This window comes from Promicromonospora sp. NPDC023805, from assembly GCF_040639635.1.
Lineage (GTDB): Bacteria > Actinomycetota > Actinomycetes > Actinomycetales > Cellulomonadaceae > Promicromonospora.
In genome coordinates this window covers 65231-80406 of record NZ_JBFAAH010000003.1, presented here as the reverse complement: position 1 = coordinate 80406, position 15176 = coordinate 65231, and the positions used below count along the sequence as shown (strand labels likewise).

Annotated in this window: 15 protein-coding genes; 8 read left to right on the top strand and 7 right to left on the bottom strand. The window is 70.9% G+C overall.

The genetic code is table 11. The features are described from left to right. The first annotated feature begins 159 nt into the window (after nt 1–159). Complete coding sequence (locus tag AB0F70_RS05210) at nt 160–2265, top strand: glycosyl hydrolase family 28-related protein (RefSeq protein WP_357444205.1); 2106 nt, start codon at nt 160–162, stop codon at nt 2263–2265. 66 nt (nt 2266–2331) lie between these two features. On the opposite strand, the gene AB0F70_RS05205 is transcribed toward AB0F70_RS05210, so the two are convergent. From AB0F70_RS05205 to AB0F70_RS05195, 3 genes are all read right to left on the bottom strand, one after another. Continuing rightward, a complete protein-coding gene (locus tag AB0F70_RS05205; protein ID WP_357444203.1) occupies nt 2332–3060 on the bottom strand; it encodes a copper resistance CopC family protein in 729 nt (242 codons plus the stop codon). Nucleotides 3061–3151: 91 nt separating this feature from the next. Continuing rightward, nucleotides 3152–5224 carry an NAD(+) synthase gene (locus AB0F70_RS05200; protein ID WP_357444201.1) on the bottom strand — a complete coding sequence of 691 codons (2073 nt, stop codon included), beginning with the start codon at nt 5222–5224 and terminating at the stop codon, nt 3152–3154. 9 nt (nt 5225–5233) lie between these two features. Continuing rightward, nucleotides 5234–6319: a hypothetical protein gene (locus AB0F70_RS05195; RefSeq protein ID WP_357444199.1), complete on the bottom strand. Its 1086-nt coding sequence runs from the start codon at nt 6317–6319 to the stop codon at nt 5234–5236. 155 nt (nt 6320–6474) lie between these two features. Here AB0F70_RS05195 and AB0F70_RS05190 point away from each other — a divergent pair, with 155 nt between their 5' ends. Next, nucleotides 6475–6930 carry a group II truncated hemoglobin gene (locus AB0F70_RS05190; protein WP_357444197.1) on the top strand — a complete coding sequence of 152 codons (456 nt, stop codon included), beginning with the start codon at nt 6475–6477 and terminating at the stop codon, nt 6928–6930. A gap of 10 nt (nt 6931–6940) precedes the next feature. On the opposite strand, the gene AB0F70_RS05185 is transcribed toward AB0F70_RS05190, so the two are convergent. The 3 genes from AB0F70_RS05185 to AB0F70_RS05175 are packed head-to-tail and all read right to left on the bottom strand — an operon-like array spanning nt 6941 to nt 7817. Next, on the bottom strand, nt 6941–7111 hold the full coding sequence (locus AB0F70_RS05185) for a hypothetical protein (RefSeq protein ID WP_357444195.1): 171 nt from the start codon (nt 7109–7111) through the stop codon (nt 6941–6943). A gap of 35 nt (nt 7112–7146) precedes the next feature. Continuing rightward, a complete protein-coding gene (locus AB0F70_RS05180; RefSeq protein ID WP_357444193.1) occupies nt 7147–7464 on the bottom strand; it encodes a helix-turn-helix transcriptional regulator in 318 nt (105 codons plus the stop codon). Then, nucleotides 7461–7817 (bottom strand): type II toxin-antitoxin system RelE/ParE family toxin, encoded by a 357-nt coding sequence (locus AB0F70_RS05175; protein ID WP_357444191.1) that lies wholly within the window; start codon nt 7815–7817, stop codon nt 7461–7463. Before AB0F70_RS05175 ends, AB0F70_RS05180 begins: the two co-directional genes overlap by 4 nt. 118 nt (nt 7818–7935) lie before the next feature. Here AB0F70_RS05175 and AB0F70_RS05170 point away from each other — a divergent pair, with 118 nt between their 5' ends. From AB0F70_RS05170 to AB0F70_RS05145, 6 genes are all read left to right on the top strand, one after another. Continuing rightward, nucleotides 7936–8232 carry a DUF4287 domain-containing protein gene (locus AB0F70_RS05170; RefSeq protein WP_357444189.1) on the top strand — a complete coding sequence of 99 codons (297 nt, stop codon included), beginning with the start codon at nt 7936–7938 and terminating at the stop codon, nt 8230–8232. Between the two features lie 134 nt (nt 8233–8366). Then, the gene (locus AB0F70_RS05165; RefSeq protein ID WP_357444187.1) at nt 8367–9602 is read left to right on the top strand and encodes an amidohydrolase; all 1236 of its coding nucleotides are present in this window, start codon (nt 8367–8369) and stop codon (nt 9600–9602) included. 88 nt (nt 9603–9690) lie between these two features. After that, a complete protein-coding gene (locus AB0F70_RS05160; protein WP_357444185.1) occupies nt 9691–11073 on the top strand; it encodes a histidine kinase in 1383 nt (460 codons plus the stop codon). After that, a complete protein-coding gene (locus AB0F70_RS05155; protein ID WP_357444183.1) occupies nt 11070–11741 on the top strand; it encodes a response regulator transcription factor in 672 nt (223 codons plus the stop codon). The genes AB0F70_RS05160 and AB0F70_RS05155 overlap by 4 nt, the downstream gene beginning before the upstream one ends. Nucleotides 11742–11870: 129 nt before the next feature. Then, on the top strand, nt 11871–12266 hold the full coding sequence (locus AB0F70_RS05150; protein WP_357444181.1) for a hypothetical protein: 396 nt from the start codon (nt 11871–11873) through the stop codon (nt 12264–12266). Nucleotides 12267–12476: 210 nt separating this feature from the next. Next, nucleotides 12477–12944, top strand: a complete 468-nt coding sequence (locus AB0F70_RS05145) for a hypothetical protein (protein WP_357444179.1) — start codon at nt 12477–12479, stop codon at nt 12942–12944. 72 nt (nt 12945–13016) lie between these two features. Here the strand turns inward: AB0F70_RS05145 and AB0F70_RS05140 are convergent, their stop codons facing one another. Then, the gene (locus tag AB0F70_RS05140) at nt 13017–15026 is read right to left on the bottom strand and encodes a penicillin-binding transpeptidase domain-containing protein (protein WP_357444177.1); all 2010 of its coding nucleotides are present in this window, start codon (nt 15024–15026) and stop codon (nt 13017–13019) included. Between the last annotated feature and the right edge of the window lie 150 nt (nt 15027–15176).

Genomic DNA, 15176 nt, shown 5'->3' with positions numbered 1-15176 from the left:
TAGTTGCAAGAAACCGATGCTTCGCTGAAGAATTTTGATAGAAGTGGTTGCCCGGGGTCGTTCCCAGTCCTACGCTCGGCATGCGGCAGCGCAGCCGCCCGGCCCTCGGCCGGCGCCAGCCAGTCGGCCCTGGGCCGGCCCTACAGAGTCGAGTCGACGATGACACGCCTTGCTCCCCCACCTCGTCCCGCCCGGCCCCGACGGCCCCTCGACGTGCGGCTGGCCGCGGGCGTGGTGGCCGGCGTCCTCCTCGCGACCGCTGCCACGACGACGGCGTCCGCCACGGCGCAGCCCGACCCCGCGGACGGCCCGGTCGTCACCCGCGCCGGGCTCGACCCCGCGCTCGTCGCCGGCCGCGGGGCGGACGTGCCGTTCCTCGAGCAGGAGGCGGAGCAGGCCGTCACCACCGGCACCGTGCTCGCCCCGAGCCGCGACGCCTACACGCTCGCGGCGGAGGCGTCGGGGCGTTCGGCCGTACAGCTCACCGAGGGCGAGTACGTCGACTTCACGCTCCCCGCCGACGCGGACGCGATCACTGTGCGCTACTCGATCCCCGACGCACCGGAGGGTGGCGGGATCACGTCGCCGCTCGACGTGCGGGTGCTGCGGGCCCACCGCGGCCACCTCGTCCCCGCGGGACCGGCCCGCGCGCTGCGGCTGACCTCCGAGTATTCCTGGCTGTACAACGCGTACCCGTTCAGCAACGATCCGCAGGCCGACCTCGCGCAGCCCGACTGGTGGTACCCGGAGTGCGCCTGCGTACCCGGCACCGCGACGCCCGACTGGCTCGTCAAGCCGTTCCGGCCCAGCCACTTCTACGACGAGCAGCGCCTCCTGCTCGGCAAGACCTACCGGGCGGGCGATGTGGTGCGCCTGTCCGTCCCCCGTGGCGCCAGGGCGGACCGCACGACCATCGACCTGCTCGACTCCGAGCTCGTCGGACGGCCTGAGGCCAGACCGCGCGGCGCGGTGAGCGTGCTGCGGTTCGGCGCGGACCCGACCGGCCGCCGGGACTCCGGTGCCGCGTTCCAGCGCGCCGTCGACTGGGGGTCGGCCCACGACCGCACCCTGTGGATCCCGGCGGGCACCTTCCAGGTCAACCGGCACGTCGTGGTCGACGACGTGACCGTCGAGGGCGCGGGGAGCTGGCACTCGATAGTCCGCGGCCACGAGGTCGAGCTGGCCGAGCAGGCGCCCGACGGTTCGGTGCACACCGGCGTCGGCTTCTACGGGAAGTACGCCGAGTACGGCGGCTCTGCCGACGTGCACCTGTCCGGCTTCACGATCGTCGGGGACGTCCGCGAGCGCATCGACACCGATCAGGTCAACGGCGTCGGCGGGGCGATGAGCGACTCCACGATCTCGGACCTGTACATCCACCGCACCAAGGTGGGCCTGTGGTTCGACGGACCGATGTCGAACACGCACGTCTCCGACGTCGTCGTCACCGACCAGATCGGGGACGGCGTGAACTTCCACCGCGGCGTGACCGGCTCGTCCGTGACGAACAGCTTCTTCCGCAACACGGGCGACGACGCGCTGGCCATGTGGGCGCAGGCCGACCAGAACAGCGGCAACACGTTCGCCCGCAACACCGTCCAGACGCCGGTGCTCGCGAACGGCATCGCGATCTACGGGGGCCGCGACATCACCGTCGAGGGCAACCTCGTCGCCGACCCGGTGCGGGAGGGTTCCGGGCTGCATGCCGGTGCGCGCTTCGGCGCGGAGCCGTTCGAGGGCACGCTCACGTTCCGCGACAACACGACAGTGCGGGCGGGCGGCCTTGACCTGAACTGGCGGATCGGCCTCGGATCGCTCTGGTTCTACGCGCTGGACCGCAGCATCGACGCGGACATCACCGTCACCGGCGACCACTACCTCGACAGCACGTACAACGCGATCATGCTCGTCACGGAGTTCGGCGTGAAGGACGCCCACCGGATCGAGGGCGTGCAGGTCCGCGACGTCCGGGTCGACGGCGCGGGGACGTCGGTGGTCAGCGCCCGGACGGCGGGGTCGGCCTCGTTCGAGAACGTCGACGCGCGCAACGTCGGCTGGGCGGGGGTCAACAACTGCGGGGCGTTCAACTGGGACTTCGAGAACGGCTCGGAGTTCACGCTGGCCGACCTGGGCGGGAACGACGGGCAGACCATCACACCCTGGGGCGACGGACCCGCGAACTGGCTGACCCGGTACCTGCCGAACATCATCAGCTGCAACGACACCCCGACCGTCGTGGCGCCGCCGGCCCCGTCGCCCTGGTGACCGCTTCCCACATGTCAGAACCTCAGGTCACGTGCGTGACCTGAGGTTCTGACATGTGGGAAGCGGTCAGACGCGGGGCTTGCCGTCCGGGTTCGCGTTCGGCCTCTCGCCGTCCGGGCCCTCGGGGTCGTGCTCGTGAGCCTGACGCAGGCGGTCGTTCTCGAGGATCTTGCGCCGCATCATCACGACCAGGCCCAGCACGACGAGAACCGCCGCGACGATCCCGCCGGTGACGGCCAGCCCGCTGGTGCCCGCACCGTTGCCGGCACCGGCCAGCTCTGACGGCGCGCTCGGCTGCGCGGCGTCGGTGGGCTCGGCCTCCTGCGTGGACGGCTCGGCCTCTTCGGTGGCCTCGTCGCTCGGGGTCGCCGTGGGCTCGGCCGCGGCCTTCACCGTGTAGCTGAGCTCGCCGTCGATCGGGTGGCCGTCGGAGGAGACGACGTGCCATGCGACGTCGTACCGGCCGGCGGGCAGGTCGTCGGCGAGCTGGGCGGTCACCACCTTGTCGTCGACCTGGATGTCCTGGCCCTTCGCCGTGACACCGTCCGGACCGACCAGGGCGACCTCGATACCCGTGTCGAGCGGCGCCGCGCTGAACGTGAGCGAGATGCTCGCCGGATGCTCGTCGAGCGTCGCGCCGTCCTTGGGGTCGGACGACAGGAGCTGGTCGTGAGCGCTCGCCGGACCAGCCACCAGCAGGAGGGCCACGAAGGTGAGGACGGCCGCGAACACGGTGATCACGCGGACGAGGCGACGGCTACCGGGCCGAGCCAGGGCAACGGAGACAGCAGGCATACGAGGCACCCTACCCGCCGAGGATGTGGGCGTGATCGTTGCGGCGAGAAGTCCGCTTCGGGCGCAACGATCACGCTCACAGCACAGAGATTCAGGCCTCTGGGATGTTCTTCTCCAGCTCTGCCAGCCAGGCCGTGGGGGCCGCGTCCGAGGGCATCCGCCAGTCGCCGCGGGGCGACATGGTGCCGCCCGGGGACACCTTCGGGCCGTTCGGCAGGGCCGACCGCTTGAACTGCGAGGCGAAGAACCTGCGCACGAACACGTCGAGCCAGCGCCGGATCGTCGCGAGGTCGTAAGCGGTGCGCCGCGCGACGGGGAAGCCGGGCGGCCAGTCGCCGTCGTCCACCGCGTGCCAGGCGTGCCAGGCCAGGAACGCGATCTTCGACGGGCGGTAGCCGTAGCGCAGCACGTGGAAGAGCGTGAAGTCCTGGAGGGCGTACGGGCCGACAGTCGCCTCGGTGGACTGCGGCGTCTCGCCCTCCTCGGTGGGGATCAGCTCTGGGGTGATCTCCTGCTCCAGGATCTCCGTCAGGACGGCGTTGACCGGGCTGTCCGCGTCCGGCGCGAACTGGCCGCTGTCGACGGTCCAGCGGATGAGGTGCTGGATCAGCGTCTTCGGCACGCCCGCGTTCACGCCGTAGTGCGACATCTGGTCGCCCACGCCGTACGTGCACCAGCCGAGTGCCAGCTCGGAGAGGTCGCCCGTGCCGAGCACTATGCCGCCGCGGTGGTTCGCGAGCCGGAACAGGTAGTCGTAGCGCAGGCCCGCCTGGACGTTCTCGAAGGTCACGTCGTACTGCTTGACGCCGTCCGAGTACGGGTGGTCAAGGTCCCGCAGCATCTGCTCGGCGGCGGGCCGGATGTCGAGCTCCTGGAACGTCACGCCGAGCGCCTCGGAGAGCCGGATCGCCCGGTCCTTGGTCTCCTTGCCCGTGGCGAAGCCCGGCATCGTGAACGCGTGGATGTCGGTACGCGGCCTGCCGAGCCGGTCCATCGCCTTGGCAGCGACGATCAGCGCGTGCGTGGAGTCGAGCCCGCCGCTGACGCCGATCACGATCTTCGGCTGCCCGATGGCACGCATGCGCTGCTCGAGCCCGGTGACCTGGATGTTGTAGGCCTCGTAGCAGTCCTGGGCCAGGCGGTCGGCGTCGTCGGGCACGAAGGGGAAGCGGTCGACCTTGCGCCGCAGGCCGATGTCGCCCTGCGGGGGCTGGACGCTGAACGAGATCTCCCGGAACCCTCCGTCGTCGCCGGTCAAGCCGGCCGGGACCATCCCCAGCCCGCGCCGGTTGTCGTCGAACGTGCCCTGCCGGAGCCGTTCCTGGCGCAGGCGGTCCAGGTCGACGTCGACCACGGTGGCGCGGGCGCCGTCGGGAAACCGCTCGGTCTCGCCGAGCAGGTCCCCTGCCTCGTAGACCATGGTCTGGCCGTCCCACGACAGGTCGGTGCTGGACTCGCCCTGGCCGGCGGCCGTGTAGACGTAGGCGGCGCTGCAGCGATAGCTCCCGCTGCGGACGACCAGCCGGCGGTCCTCGGCGCGCGCCACGGTGACAGGGCTCGCCGACAGGTTCAGCAGCACCGTCGCGCCCGCGAGCGCCGCCAGCGCGCTCGGCGGCACGGGCACCCACATGTCCTCGCAGACCTCGACGTGGACGGCGAGGCCGCGCACGTCGTCGGCCCGGAAGATCAGGTCGGCGCCGATCGGCACCTCCTCACCGAGGAGGGTGAGGGTGCCGCGGTGCTCGTCGCCGGACGCGAACTGCCGCTTCTCGTAGAACTCGCGGTAGTTCGGCAGGTAGGACTTGGGCGCGACACCGAGGATCCGGCCCCTGTGCACGACGACGGCGGTGTTCAGCAGGCGGCTGCCGACCAGCAGCGGCGCGCCGACGACGAGCATCGTGCTCAGCTCGAGGCTGGCCTGCCGGATGCCGGCGAGCGCGTCGAGCACCGACTCGAGGAGGACGTCCTGCATGAACAGGTCGTCTATCGCGTAGCCGCTCAGGCAGAGTTCGGGGAACACCGCTACCGCTACGCCGTCGTCGTTCAGCTGTCGTGCCTGGTCCAGGACCATCGCGGCGTTCGCAGCGGGGTCGGCGACGGCGACCGGGATGGTGCAGGCCGCCACCCGGGCGAACCCGTGGGCATAGGCGTTGTAGAAGTCCACGGTTCGAGTCTATGGACGAGGGCTGGGCATGCCTCCCAGGATCAGGCCGGGCGGAAGCTGGCCCAGGCGTTCTCGCTCGCGTTCGCCCCAGCGCCTGGCGGCAAGCGAAGCTAGTAAGCCGCCAACGACGAGCGTGCCAAGAGCGAGAGTCGCGATGGACACGATCAGAGGTGCAGGATCGGCGGCACGTGCGATGTCGGCCTCAGCGATGGCCAGGTCCAGGTTGTCAGGGTCGTATTTGACAGCGAAGTCGTCGTACGGCGCGGGGGGAGCAACGCCGTAGTGCCACCCTGCCCCAGGAGAGTCTCTGAGCGGCTGCCCCGGTGCGACCAGCTCGACAAGCCGGCCACGCTGCTTTGAGTCGGGGTCGATCCAGGCGAGAACCCGGTCGGCGCGCGGAACTCCCTGGTCGTCCGTGACGTGGAACGAGAGGGCGTGCGCCTGCGTCCCCTCGCCGTGCTCTTCGAGGTACTGGGCTGTCAGTACCTCGCGCCCAGCCGTGAGGTACAGGAGTATTCCCAGGCCGGTGACGACCAGGCCCGCCGCCAGGACCAGGTCCGAGCGCCAGCCTCGTATGGCTCGCTTGGCCGGTCCGGACTCAACTCCCGCTCTGAACGCTTCGCGTCGCCTGTGCTCCTCTGGCGCATGCCGAATGAACGGGCGGACCAAAGACAAGGTCCAGATGATCAGAGCTCCCGCAACGATGGACGGCACGAGGTGGTTGCCCTCGGCGCGGCCATAGACGTCGACGATGTCCATGACACGGGAGCCGACCGGCTCGTCCCGGTCGTACAGGACGGTGAACTCGGTGTCGTACGGCCACGGCGCCGGGACCCACTCGTTGGCGGGCAGCCCATCCGCCCGCACGTTGATTTCGGGGAGCTCCACCGTCCGAGGCCCAGCGGTGAAGGCCACCTCGGCACGGAGCTTGTCGTCGCACCCGCGACAGGTCCGGTGGTACGCCTCGGCGTTGCTTGCACTTGCCAGTCGACCGTTGAGCCACAGTTCGTGGGCCAGGTTGTACCTGGCCTGCTCGTCGATTGCGATGAAGGCGAAGACGAAACTCAAGGACGCACCGAGGGCGAACGCCAGCATGATGAGCTGGCCGGACCACGTCCACCAGCGCGTCCTTCTCCTCCCGTCGCTCACGCGAGAACCCTGGCAGGGTGCGCGTCAGGCACACAATGCGCGGGCGGGTGAACTCCGGCGCCTTCGATGCACGCACGGCTCTGGTGGATAGGCTGCCGCATATGGAGCCCCAGCCCACGCTGTACGACGCGCTGGGCGGAATGCCCGCCCTCCGCCGGCTCAGCGATGCGTTCTACGAGCGCGTGCTCGCCGACGAGCTGCTCGCGCCGGTGTTCGCGAACTTCAGCCCGCGCCACGTCGAGCACGTGGCCGTTTGGCTGGCGGAGGTGTTCGGCGGCCCGACGGCGTTCACGACGACGCTCGGCGGCCACCAGTCCCTGCTGCATAGCCACCTCGGTCTGGGGATCCGCGACGAGCACCGGCAGCGCTGGCTCGAGCTGATGTCGGCGGCGGTCGACGACACCTTCCCGGACTTGCCGGACTTGCAGGGCCCGCTCATGTCCTACTTCGAGTGGGGCACCGCCATCGCGCAGGAGGTCTCCCAGGACCCGGTGGGCACCAGCCTTGGCGACCCGGGCCCGACACCGCGCTGGGGCCAGGAGGGCCTGCAGACTTGAGGTAGTGACTTCAGCCTTCGACGATGGCGTCCTGGTCCGAACGGAAAGCAGCCAGCGAGACGTCAGGAGCCGCCTCGGACATACCGGCGAACTCAGCGCGCGTGACGAAACGCGAGTGTCCCATTGGCTGTGGCTCATCGATCGGAAGGCTGTGGAAGCCGGCCTCGGGCTGATCACTCATCAAGGCGCTCCGATTGTGCAAGTAGTGCGTTTACCTCAGGCGATGCCTGCGATGTCGCCGTCGTCGAAGACGATCGCCTGCTGGAGCTCGCCGCCCAGAGCCCTCGCGTAGCGGACAAGTACCTCCTGGCCGGAGATCTTGCCCTTCTCGATCTGCGACACCCGTCCCTTGGTGACGCCCATCCGATCAGCGACCTCCTGCTGTGTCATGCGCCGCTTCTTGCGCAGTTCAGCGAGCCGGTATCCAGTCACCTCCGCCAGAAGCTCCTGCTTGCCGTGCTCGAAGGCCTCCTCGCCGCCAGCCTTCTCGACGAGATCGCCCCGGATCTCTGTCCACCGTACGTAACCAGTCACGATGCACCTTCCCCTTCTTCTTCAGCGCGTCGGCTCAAGTACTTCTGATACCGCTCTTCGGCCAGCGGGATCGCCTCGACGTACCACTCTCTCCACCGTCCGGACTTGTCGCCGGCGACCAAGAAGATCGCCGACCGCCACGGATCGAAGACGAAGAGCAGCCGTGCATCACCTGGTCGAAGTTCCTTGAGGTTGGCAAGCGAGGAGTGCTGGATGGTGTCGACCAACGGCCGCCCCAATCGCGGCCCACGTTCCGCCAAGACATCGATCGCCTGAGCGACTCGGTCGCGCGCAGTCTCTCCATTCCTCGTCCGCCATGCCGCGAGTTTAGTTATCGGTATACATGCTCGCACGGCGAACGGACACCTGTCACGCTCTCTCGCCCACCGATGAGTCCCGACTGCCAGCGGCGTCTGCCCTGTCAGATCGCGGCGCCGACCGGCGCCGCACCCCACGCGAAGGGACCACCCGATGTCATTCCAGGCCTACCTCGACGCCGTCGAGACCAAGACCGGGCACACGCCCCGCGAGCTCATCAGGCTCGCCGAGGAGCGCGGGTTCGACTCGTCCACCAAGGCGACCCCGATCCTCGAGTGGCTCAAGGAGGACTACGACCTGGGCCGCGGGCACGGCATGGCGATCGTCCACGTCATCACCAAGGGGCCGCGGATCAGCACGAAGCATGTGGGCACCTCGGGCTCGCACAGCGACGAGTCCGACACGCTCTGGCTCGACGGGAAGGCGACCAACCCGGCGTCGCTGGGTTGAGCAGACCGAGGGCGTCGACCCCAACACGATGCACGCGACACGCCGAAGATGGCGTGCACGGTGTTGGGATCGCCTCTCGGTTCCACAGCCTGGGCGTGTCCCGGCACGTCATTACTCCGGGTAATGATGTACCCATGACAACCCGCTCCAGCATCGCCATCGTCAACGCCCACGTCGTGCCCGTCGCCTCCGAGCCCATCGAGAACGGCACGGTTCTCATCGAGGACGGCGTCATCACCGCCGTCGGACCGGACGTGGCAGTACCCGAGGGCACCCGGACGATCGACGCCCAGGGCAGGTGGCTGCTGCCCGGGTTCGTCGAGGGGCACGGCCACATCGGCATCCACGAGGAGGGCGAGGGCTGGGCCGGCAACGACACCAACGAGATGACGGACCCGAACGGGTCCGCGTTCCGTGCGCTCGACGCCATCCAGGTGGACGAGGACGGCTTCCGGGACGCGCTCGCCGGCGGCGTGACGACCGCGGTCATCAAGCCGGGTTCGGGCAACCCGATCGGCGGGCAGACCGTCGCGATCAAGACCTGGGGCGGCCGCACCGTGGACGAGCAGGTGATCAGCGACTCCGTGTCGGTCAAGAGCGCGCTCGGCGAGAACCCGAAGCGCGTGTACGGGGACAAGAAGCAGCTCCCGTCCACCCGCCTGGGCGTCGCCAACGTGATCCGCGCGGCCTTCGTCGACGCGCAGAACTACGTCGCCAAGCGGGACGCCGCCGCGGCCGAGGGCAAGCCGTTCGATCGGGACCTGGGCAAGGAGACGCTGGCGCGCGTGCTCGCGGGCGAGCTCGTCTGGGACCAGCACACGCACCGCGCCGACGACATCGCGACGGCGATCCGGCTCTCCGAGGAGTTCGGCTACCGGCTCGTCATCAACCACGGGACGGAGGGCCACCTCATCGCCGATGTTCTCGCCGAGAAGGACATCCCGGTCATCTACGGCCCGATGTTCGTCTCCCGCTCCAAGGTCGAGGTGCGGCAGCGCGCGAACCGCAACATCGCGGTGATGGCGGCGGCCGGCGTGCGCGTCGCGATCACCACCGACCACCCGGTGATCCCGATCAACTTCCTGGTGCACCAGGCGTCGTTCGCGGCGCGCGACGGGCTGCCCCGCGAGACCGCCCTGGCGGCGATCACGACCAACCCAGCACAGTTCCTCGGCCTGGACGAGCGGGTGGGCGCCATCAAGGAGGGGCTCGACGGCGACGTCGTGCTGTGGTCGGGCGACCCGCTCGACACCGACTCCCGCGCCGAGCACGTCTTCATCACCGGCACCGAGGTCTACAGCTGGGACCCGGAGGCCGACGGCGGGCGCGGGGCAGGCCGCGTGGTCGAGCGCTCGGCGCGCTTCGCCTGAGCCGGGCCGCCCTCCCGGCACCGGGGTACGACACGCACCGGTACCGCGGTCGGACGCGTCGGGGCCCGCCCGGGCGTAGCGTGCGAGCATGCTGGGCACCACCCGTCCCACGAGCGACACCCTCCCGGACCCGCACGCCCCCGGACCGTTCGACCGCGCGCGACCACGCGTGTTCGTCGCGGTCGCCGTGGCGTTCGCCGCCAACCTGGGTTCGCTCGGCGCCGCGCGCGGCCAGGCCTGGGCGTCGGAACCCGGCCTCGTCGGGTTCCTCCTGCTGCTGGTCGCGCCGGCGGCGCTGCTGTTCCTGCTGCCCCGGCGCCCCGCGCTGGCCGCCGTGCTGTCGGTCGCGGCGACCGTCACGTTCCTGCTGCTCGGCTACCCGTGGGGGCCTGTCTTCCTCGGGCCGGTCGCCGTGCTCGCGGGCGTCATGCTCAGCGGTGACGTGCGCAGGGCCCGCCTGATCGCGTGGTCGGGCGCCGCGCTGCTCGCCGGGGGCGTGAGCGCCGTCGCCGCGCTCATCGCACCGCGCGTCGAACAAGTCCTGGCCGACGAGCCCCCGCCTCCGCGCGGGGAGTGGGGGCCCGGCTACGGCGGCCACGGCTGGAACGCCGACGACGGCGGCTGGTTCCTGAGCCCGGCGTCGCTCATCGCGGCGGCCGCATGGCTGGCCGTCGTGCTGCTCGTCGCGAGCGGCGCGCGGGACCGGATCACGCGGCGGGTGGCGGCGCGAGCGGCGGCCCGGGCCACCGCCGCGGAGCGGGAGCGCACCGCCGTCGCCTCGGAGCGGCTCCGGATCGCGCGGGAGCTGCACGACGTCCTCGCCCACTCCCTGTCGGCCATCAACGTCCAGGCCGGGGTGGGCCTGCACCTGCTCGAGAAGAATCCAGGGCAGGCCAGGGAGGCGTTGTCCAACATCCGGGACACCAGCAAGGACGCCCTCGCGGAGGTCCGCACGGTGCTGGGCATAGTCCGTGAGGGCGCCTCACCCCCCGCCCAGGGCACGCTGCACGACGGCGCCGCCCCGCTCGCCCCCACCTGGGACCTCACCGGTCTGCACGCCCTGGCCGACCAGGCAAGGGCCGAGGGTCTCGGCGTCACCGTCGAGCTCGCCGACGACGTGCGCGGCCTGCCCGACCACGTCGTCGGCGTCGTGCACCGCGTGGTGCAGGAGTCGCTGACCAACGTACGCAGGCACGCGCCCTCGGCCCGTCGGGTGACCCTGCGGGTCACCAGGCACGACGGCGTCGAGGTAGTCGTGGCCGACGACGGCGTCCCCGCGGCGGGGCCGGCCGAGCCCGGCTACGGGCTCCTCGGGATGCGCGAACGGGTGGAGGGCGCCGGCGGGACGCTCACCGCCGGACCCCGTGGGGACGGCACCGGGTGGGAGGTCCGTGCCAGGCTCCCGGTACCGCAGGGCGCGCCTGCCTCGACCCCGCCGTCAGACGAACCCGAGACCGGAGACACCGCATGATCGACGTCCTGCTCGCCGACGACCAGGCACTGGTGCGCGGCGGGTTCCGCGCGCTCATCGACTCCGAGGACGACATGCGCGTCGTCGCGCAGGCGGCCACCGGCGACGCCGCGGTGGCGCTCACCCTCGAGCACCTGCCCCACGTGGTGCTCATGGACATCCGGATGCCGGGCCTGGACGGGCTGGAGGCGACGCGGCGGATCATCGCCGAGCCACGGGCGGCCGGTGTGCACGTCGTCGTCGTGACGACGTTCGAGCTCGACGAGTACGTCACGGAGGCCATCCGCGCCGGCGCATCGGGATTCCTCGTCAAGGACACCGAGCCGGCCGAGCTGGTGCGGGCGGTGCGGGTGGCGGCGTCGGGCAACGCGCTCCTGTCGCCGACGGTGACGCGGCGGCTGCTGGCCAAGGTCGCGGAGGCGACCCGCAACGTCCGGCCGGTGCCCGCGCTCGGGGAGCTCACGCCGCGCGAGCGCGAGGTGCTCGTCGAGGTGGCCGGCGGGCTGGCGAACGACGAGATCGCCGGCAAGCTGTACCTCTCCGAGTCGACAGTGAAGACGCACGTCTCCCGGGTGCTCATGAAGACCCGCTCGCGCGACCGCGCGCAGCTCGTGGTCCTCGCGTACGAGGCGGGCCTGGTGCGCCCCGGGTGGGCCGGGGCGGGCTGAGCGACCGGGCCTACCCGGCACCACAGGGGTAGACGAGCAGGTACGGGGGGCTGACGACCCCGGCGTCGGACGGCGGCAGCCTGGTGCTGTGGCCGGAACGACCGGCCGAACCGAATGCTGGAGGTCGACATGCTCACCGCGACCACGGAGGTCCTCGCCAACGGGCCGCACGACGGCTGGGGCGGACCCGGCCCGTTCTTCTTCATCTTCCCGCTGCTCTGGTTCCTGCTGTTCGCGACGGTGGTCTTCCTGATCGCCCGGCGCGCACGGCGCGGCCCGCGCGGCGCCTGGGGCGGTCCGTGGGCGGCGCACGCCGCGGCCGGCGCCGACCCGGTGACGCTGCTGGGTACCCGCTTCGCTCGCGGGGAGATCGACGAGGCCGAGTACCGCTCTCGGCTCACCGTGCTCCGCTCGGCGGAGCCGTACCCGACGGCTCCGCCGAGCGCGGGCCCGAACGCCGGACCGACGGCTCCCGACGCGCCTCCCACGCCGCACGATCAGCCGCCTGCCGACGACAACCGCTGACGAACCGCCCCGCGCGACCCTCGGCGCCCAGGCCACTCCGGTGACCTGGGCGTCGGGTGCGTGCCGTGCCGGTCCGCGCGAGGCCTGGTGCCGGAACCCCCCTCGTCACGACGGCAACGATTGACCTTCTGTTGCGGCGGTGCCGCTAGACTCGCGGGCGAGTGCGACCGAACGCACTTTTCTGACCCGATGACGTGAGGGAAGTAGATCGTGAGCACCAGCAAGAACTGGGCGACGGCCGCACTGGTCTCCTGTGCACTACTGCTGTCCGGCTGTGCGGCCCTCGAGAGCATGGCCAGCGACTTCGCGCCCTCTGGCGAAGAGGTGACGCAGATCGTGCCGTCGCCCGTCGCCAAGGCCCCGATCAGCACGGGCGAGTACGACCTCGTCGAGTCGTGCAACGCGTTCTTCAAGACCCGGCTCGTCACCGACGTCACCGCCGCCAAACCAGCCGTCCAGGCGCCGCTCAACGAGGAGCTCACGGGCGCCTTCAGCACCATCAGCAAGACCATCGGCCTGCTGATCGGCAAGGCGGACGCGGTGAGCATCGAGCACCTCGAGGCGGTCCGCGCACCGTTCGACCAGGCGCTCGACGGCTCGATCGCCCGGCCAAAGGCCGTCGATGCAGCGATCAAGAACTACGAGACCGCATGCACCGAAGGCGGCTTCAAGGGCTGACCCGAGCGGCCCGGTGGTCGAGCTCGTCGGTCTCGACAAGCTCGACCACCGGGGACGCGCGGGGACCGCGGGTCAGCTGCCCGTGAGGAACTTGTGCATCACCGGGCCGGCTGTCGTCGAACCCAGCTCGCCCTCCTCGATGAACACGACGGCGGCCAGGTCGTTCGTGATGGCGAGCATCCAGACGTGGGCCTTGCTGCCGTCACCGAACTGAGCGGTTCCCGTCTTCGCGCCGACGATCCCTGGCACGTCCCGCAGCCTTGTCGCGGAGCCTTCCTGCACCACGCCGCCCATCAGGCCGCGCAGGGTGGCCGCCTCCTGCGTGGTCAGATCGCCCGCCGGCGTCTTCTCCGCGGCCTTACCGTCGGACGGCTGCACCAGCCACGGCGACACGGTGTGGCCCGCGGAGACGCTCGCCGCGACGGTCGCCATCGCGAGCGGCGTGCCCAGCACCTTGCCCTGGCCGATCATCGACGCGGCATGCTCCGTGGCCGCCGCCTCCGCCGGGACGTCGCCCATCGCGGCCCCGGCGCCGAAGGCCTTGGCCTCGACGCCCAGGCCGAGCGCCGCCGCGGCGTCGTGCAGCTGCTGCTGCGAGATCTTCTGGTGCTGCGAGATGAAGGCCGTGTTGCACGAGTTGGCGAACACCGTCCGGAACGGCACCGCGTCTCCCGTCGCGGACGCGGGGTAGCCGGGGACGTTCTGGAACGTACGGCCCTCGACGTCGATGCTCTCCGTGCAGGGCAGCGGGCTGTCCGGCGTGATCCCTGAACGAAGCATCGCGAGGGACGTCGCGATCTTGAACGTGGAACCCGGCGGGTACTGACCCAGCGTGGCCGTGCTGTACCCCTCGGAACCGGGGCCCGACGCCGCCGCGAGCACCTCACCGGTCGACGGCTTGATCGCGACGATGGCACTCGCCAGGTCGTCGAAGCCGGCCAGTGCCGCCTCGGCCCGGACCTGGGTAGCGGGGTCGAGCGTGATCGTCAGCGGCTCGCCGTCCTTCTTGTCGATGGTGAACGCCTCGCGGCCCTCACCGCCTTCACCGCCCTCGGCCGGCTCGGCAGGCTCGATGGTCACCGCCAGGCCGGGCACACCGCGCAGCTGTTCGTCGTGGGCGGCCTGCAGACCGGACAGGCCGACCATGTCGCCAGGCTTGATGGCGCCCTTCGACTCCTCGACGATCTCCGCGGTGGCCTCGCCGACGGAACCGAGGAGCGGCCGCGCGAAGTCGCGCTCCCGCGCGAGCGACAGCTCGTCGGGGATCCCGACCACGCCGGGGATCGCCATGGCGCCCTCGAAGTCGTACTCCGAGTCGTTGTCACGGATCGTGATGACCTCGACGAACGCCTTGGCCCCCGCAGCGGCGACCTGCGCGGCGATGCCGTCGGTGGTCTCCTGGTCGAACTTCAGGACCCTTCCGAGCTGCTCGGCGGCCGTCTCCCAACCCGGACGGGTCTTGTCGATGCCCACGCGGTGCACGGGCGTCATACCGACGATCGTCTCGCCCTTCGTCGTGACGATCTCACCGCGCGCCGGTTCGGTGCGCTCGACGGCGAGCCGCTCGCCCGCCTCGAGACCCGGCGCCAGCACGCCGGTGTTCCAGCCGGCCTCCCACTCCCCGGCCTCGCCGTCTGTCGCACCCGGGTAGGTCAGCTGCGCGACGGTCTCGTACTCCCAGGCCTCCTCCGTCGCGACGGGCCAGGACCAGGCGAGCGTCGCGGTGGCGGTAGCGGTGCCGTCGTCGCCCTCCTCGATCGGCGTGACGCTCTTGACCTTCACGGTCCCGGCGTTCTCGCCGACGGTGGCCAGGAGCTGCTCGAACACCTGGGCGTACTGCTCGTCCGGCGCGGCCGACGTCTCCATGGCGAGCGGGACGCCCGCGGGCTTGCCCTCCTGGAGCGCCGCCGCGAGCTGCTCGGCGGCCGGCTCGGGGTCGGGGATCGGCGGATCACGGAAGAGGAACCAGAGGCCGACCCCTATTGCCAGGAGCAGGACGACGACGCCGCCGATGATCAGCGCCAGCCGACCCTTGCGGCGAGGAGCCGGTGCGACGGGCGGCTGGCCGCCGGTCGGCGGCACCTGTGCGTACCCACCTGGAGGGGGCGGAACCTCTGCATACCCACCTGGCGGAGGCGGGACCGGCGCATGACCGTCCGCAGGCAGGTGGGGTGAAGAATATCCGCTCATGCCCAGGAGCCTAAGGGCCGGGCCATGAACCGCACGTGTTAT

What these genes read in the sequence shown, in the direction of transcription:
- AB0F70_RS05210 (WP_357444205.1), top strand. Translation starts at nt 160, where the DNA reads ATGACACGCCTTGCTCCCCCACCTCGTCCCGCCCGGCCCCGACGGCCC.
- AB0F70_RS05165 (WP_357444187.1), top strand. Translation starts at nt 8,367, where the DNA reads ATGACAACCCGCTCCAGCATCGCCATCGTCAACGCCCACGTCGTGCCC.
- AB0F70_RS05155 (WP_357444183.1), top strand. Translation starts at nt 11,070, where the DNA reads ATGATCGACGTCCTGCTCGCCGACGACCAGGCACTGGTGCGCGGCGGG.
- AB0F70_RS05190 (WP_357444197.1), top strand. Translation starts at nt 6,475, where the DNA reads ATGGAGCCCCAGCCCACGCTGTACGACGCGCTGGGCGGAATGCCCGCC.
- AB0F70_RS05150 (WP_357444181.1), top strand. Translation starts at nt 11,871, where the DNA reads ATGCTCACCGCGACCACGGAGGTCCTCGCCAACGGGCCGCACGACGGC.
- AB0F70_RS05205 (WP_357444203.1), bottom strand. Translation starts at nt 3,060, where the DNA reads ATGCCTGCTGTCTCCGTTGCCCTGGCTCGGCCCGGTAGCCGTCGCCTC.
- AB0F70_RS05170 (WP_357444189.1), top strand. Translation starts at nt 7,936, where the DNA reads ATGTCATTCCAGGCCTACCTCGACGCCGTCGAGACCAAGACCGGGCAC.
- AB0F70_RS05160 (WP_357444185.1), top strand. Translation starts at nt 9,691, where the DNA reads ATGCTGGGCACCACCCGTCCCACGAGCGACACCCTCCCGGACCCGCAC.
- AB0F70_RS05185 (WP_357444195.1), bottom strand. Translation starts at nt 7,111, where the DNA reads ATGAGTGATCAGCCCGAGGCCGGCTTCCACAGCCTTCCGATCGATGAG.
- AB0F70_RS05195 (WP_357444199.1), bottom strand. Translation starts at nt 6,319, where the DNA reads ATGCTGGCGTTCGCCCTCGGTGCGTCCTTGAGTTTCGTCTTCGCCTTC.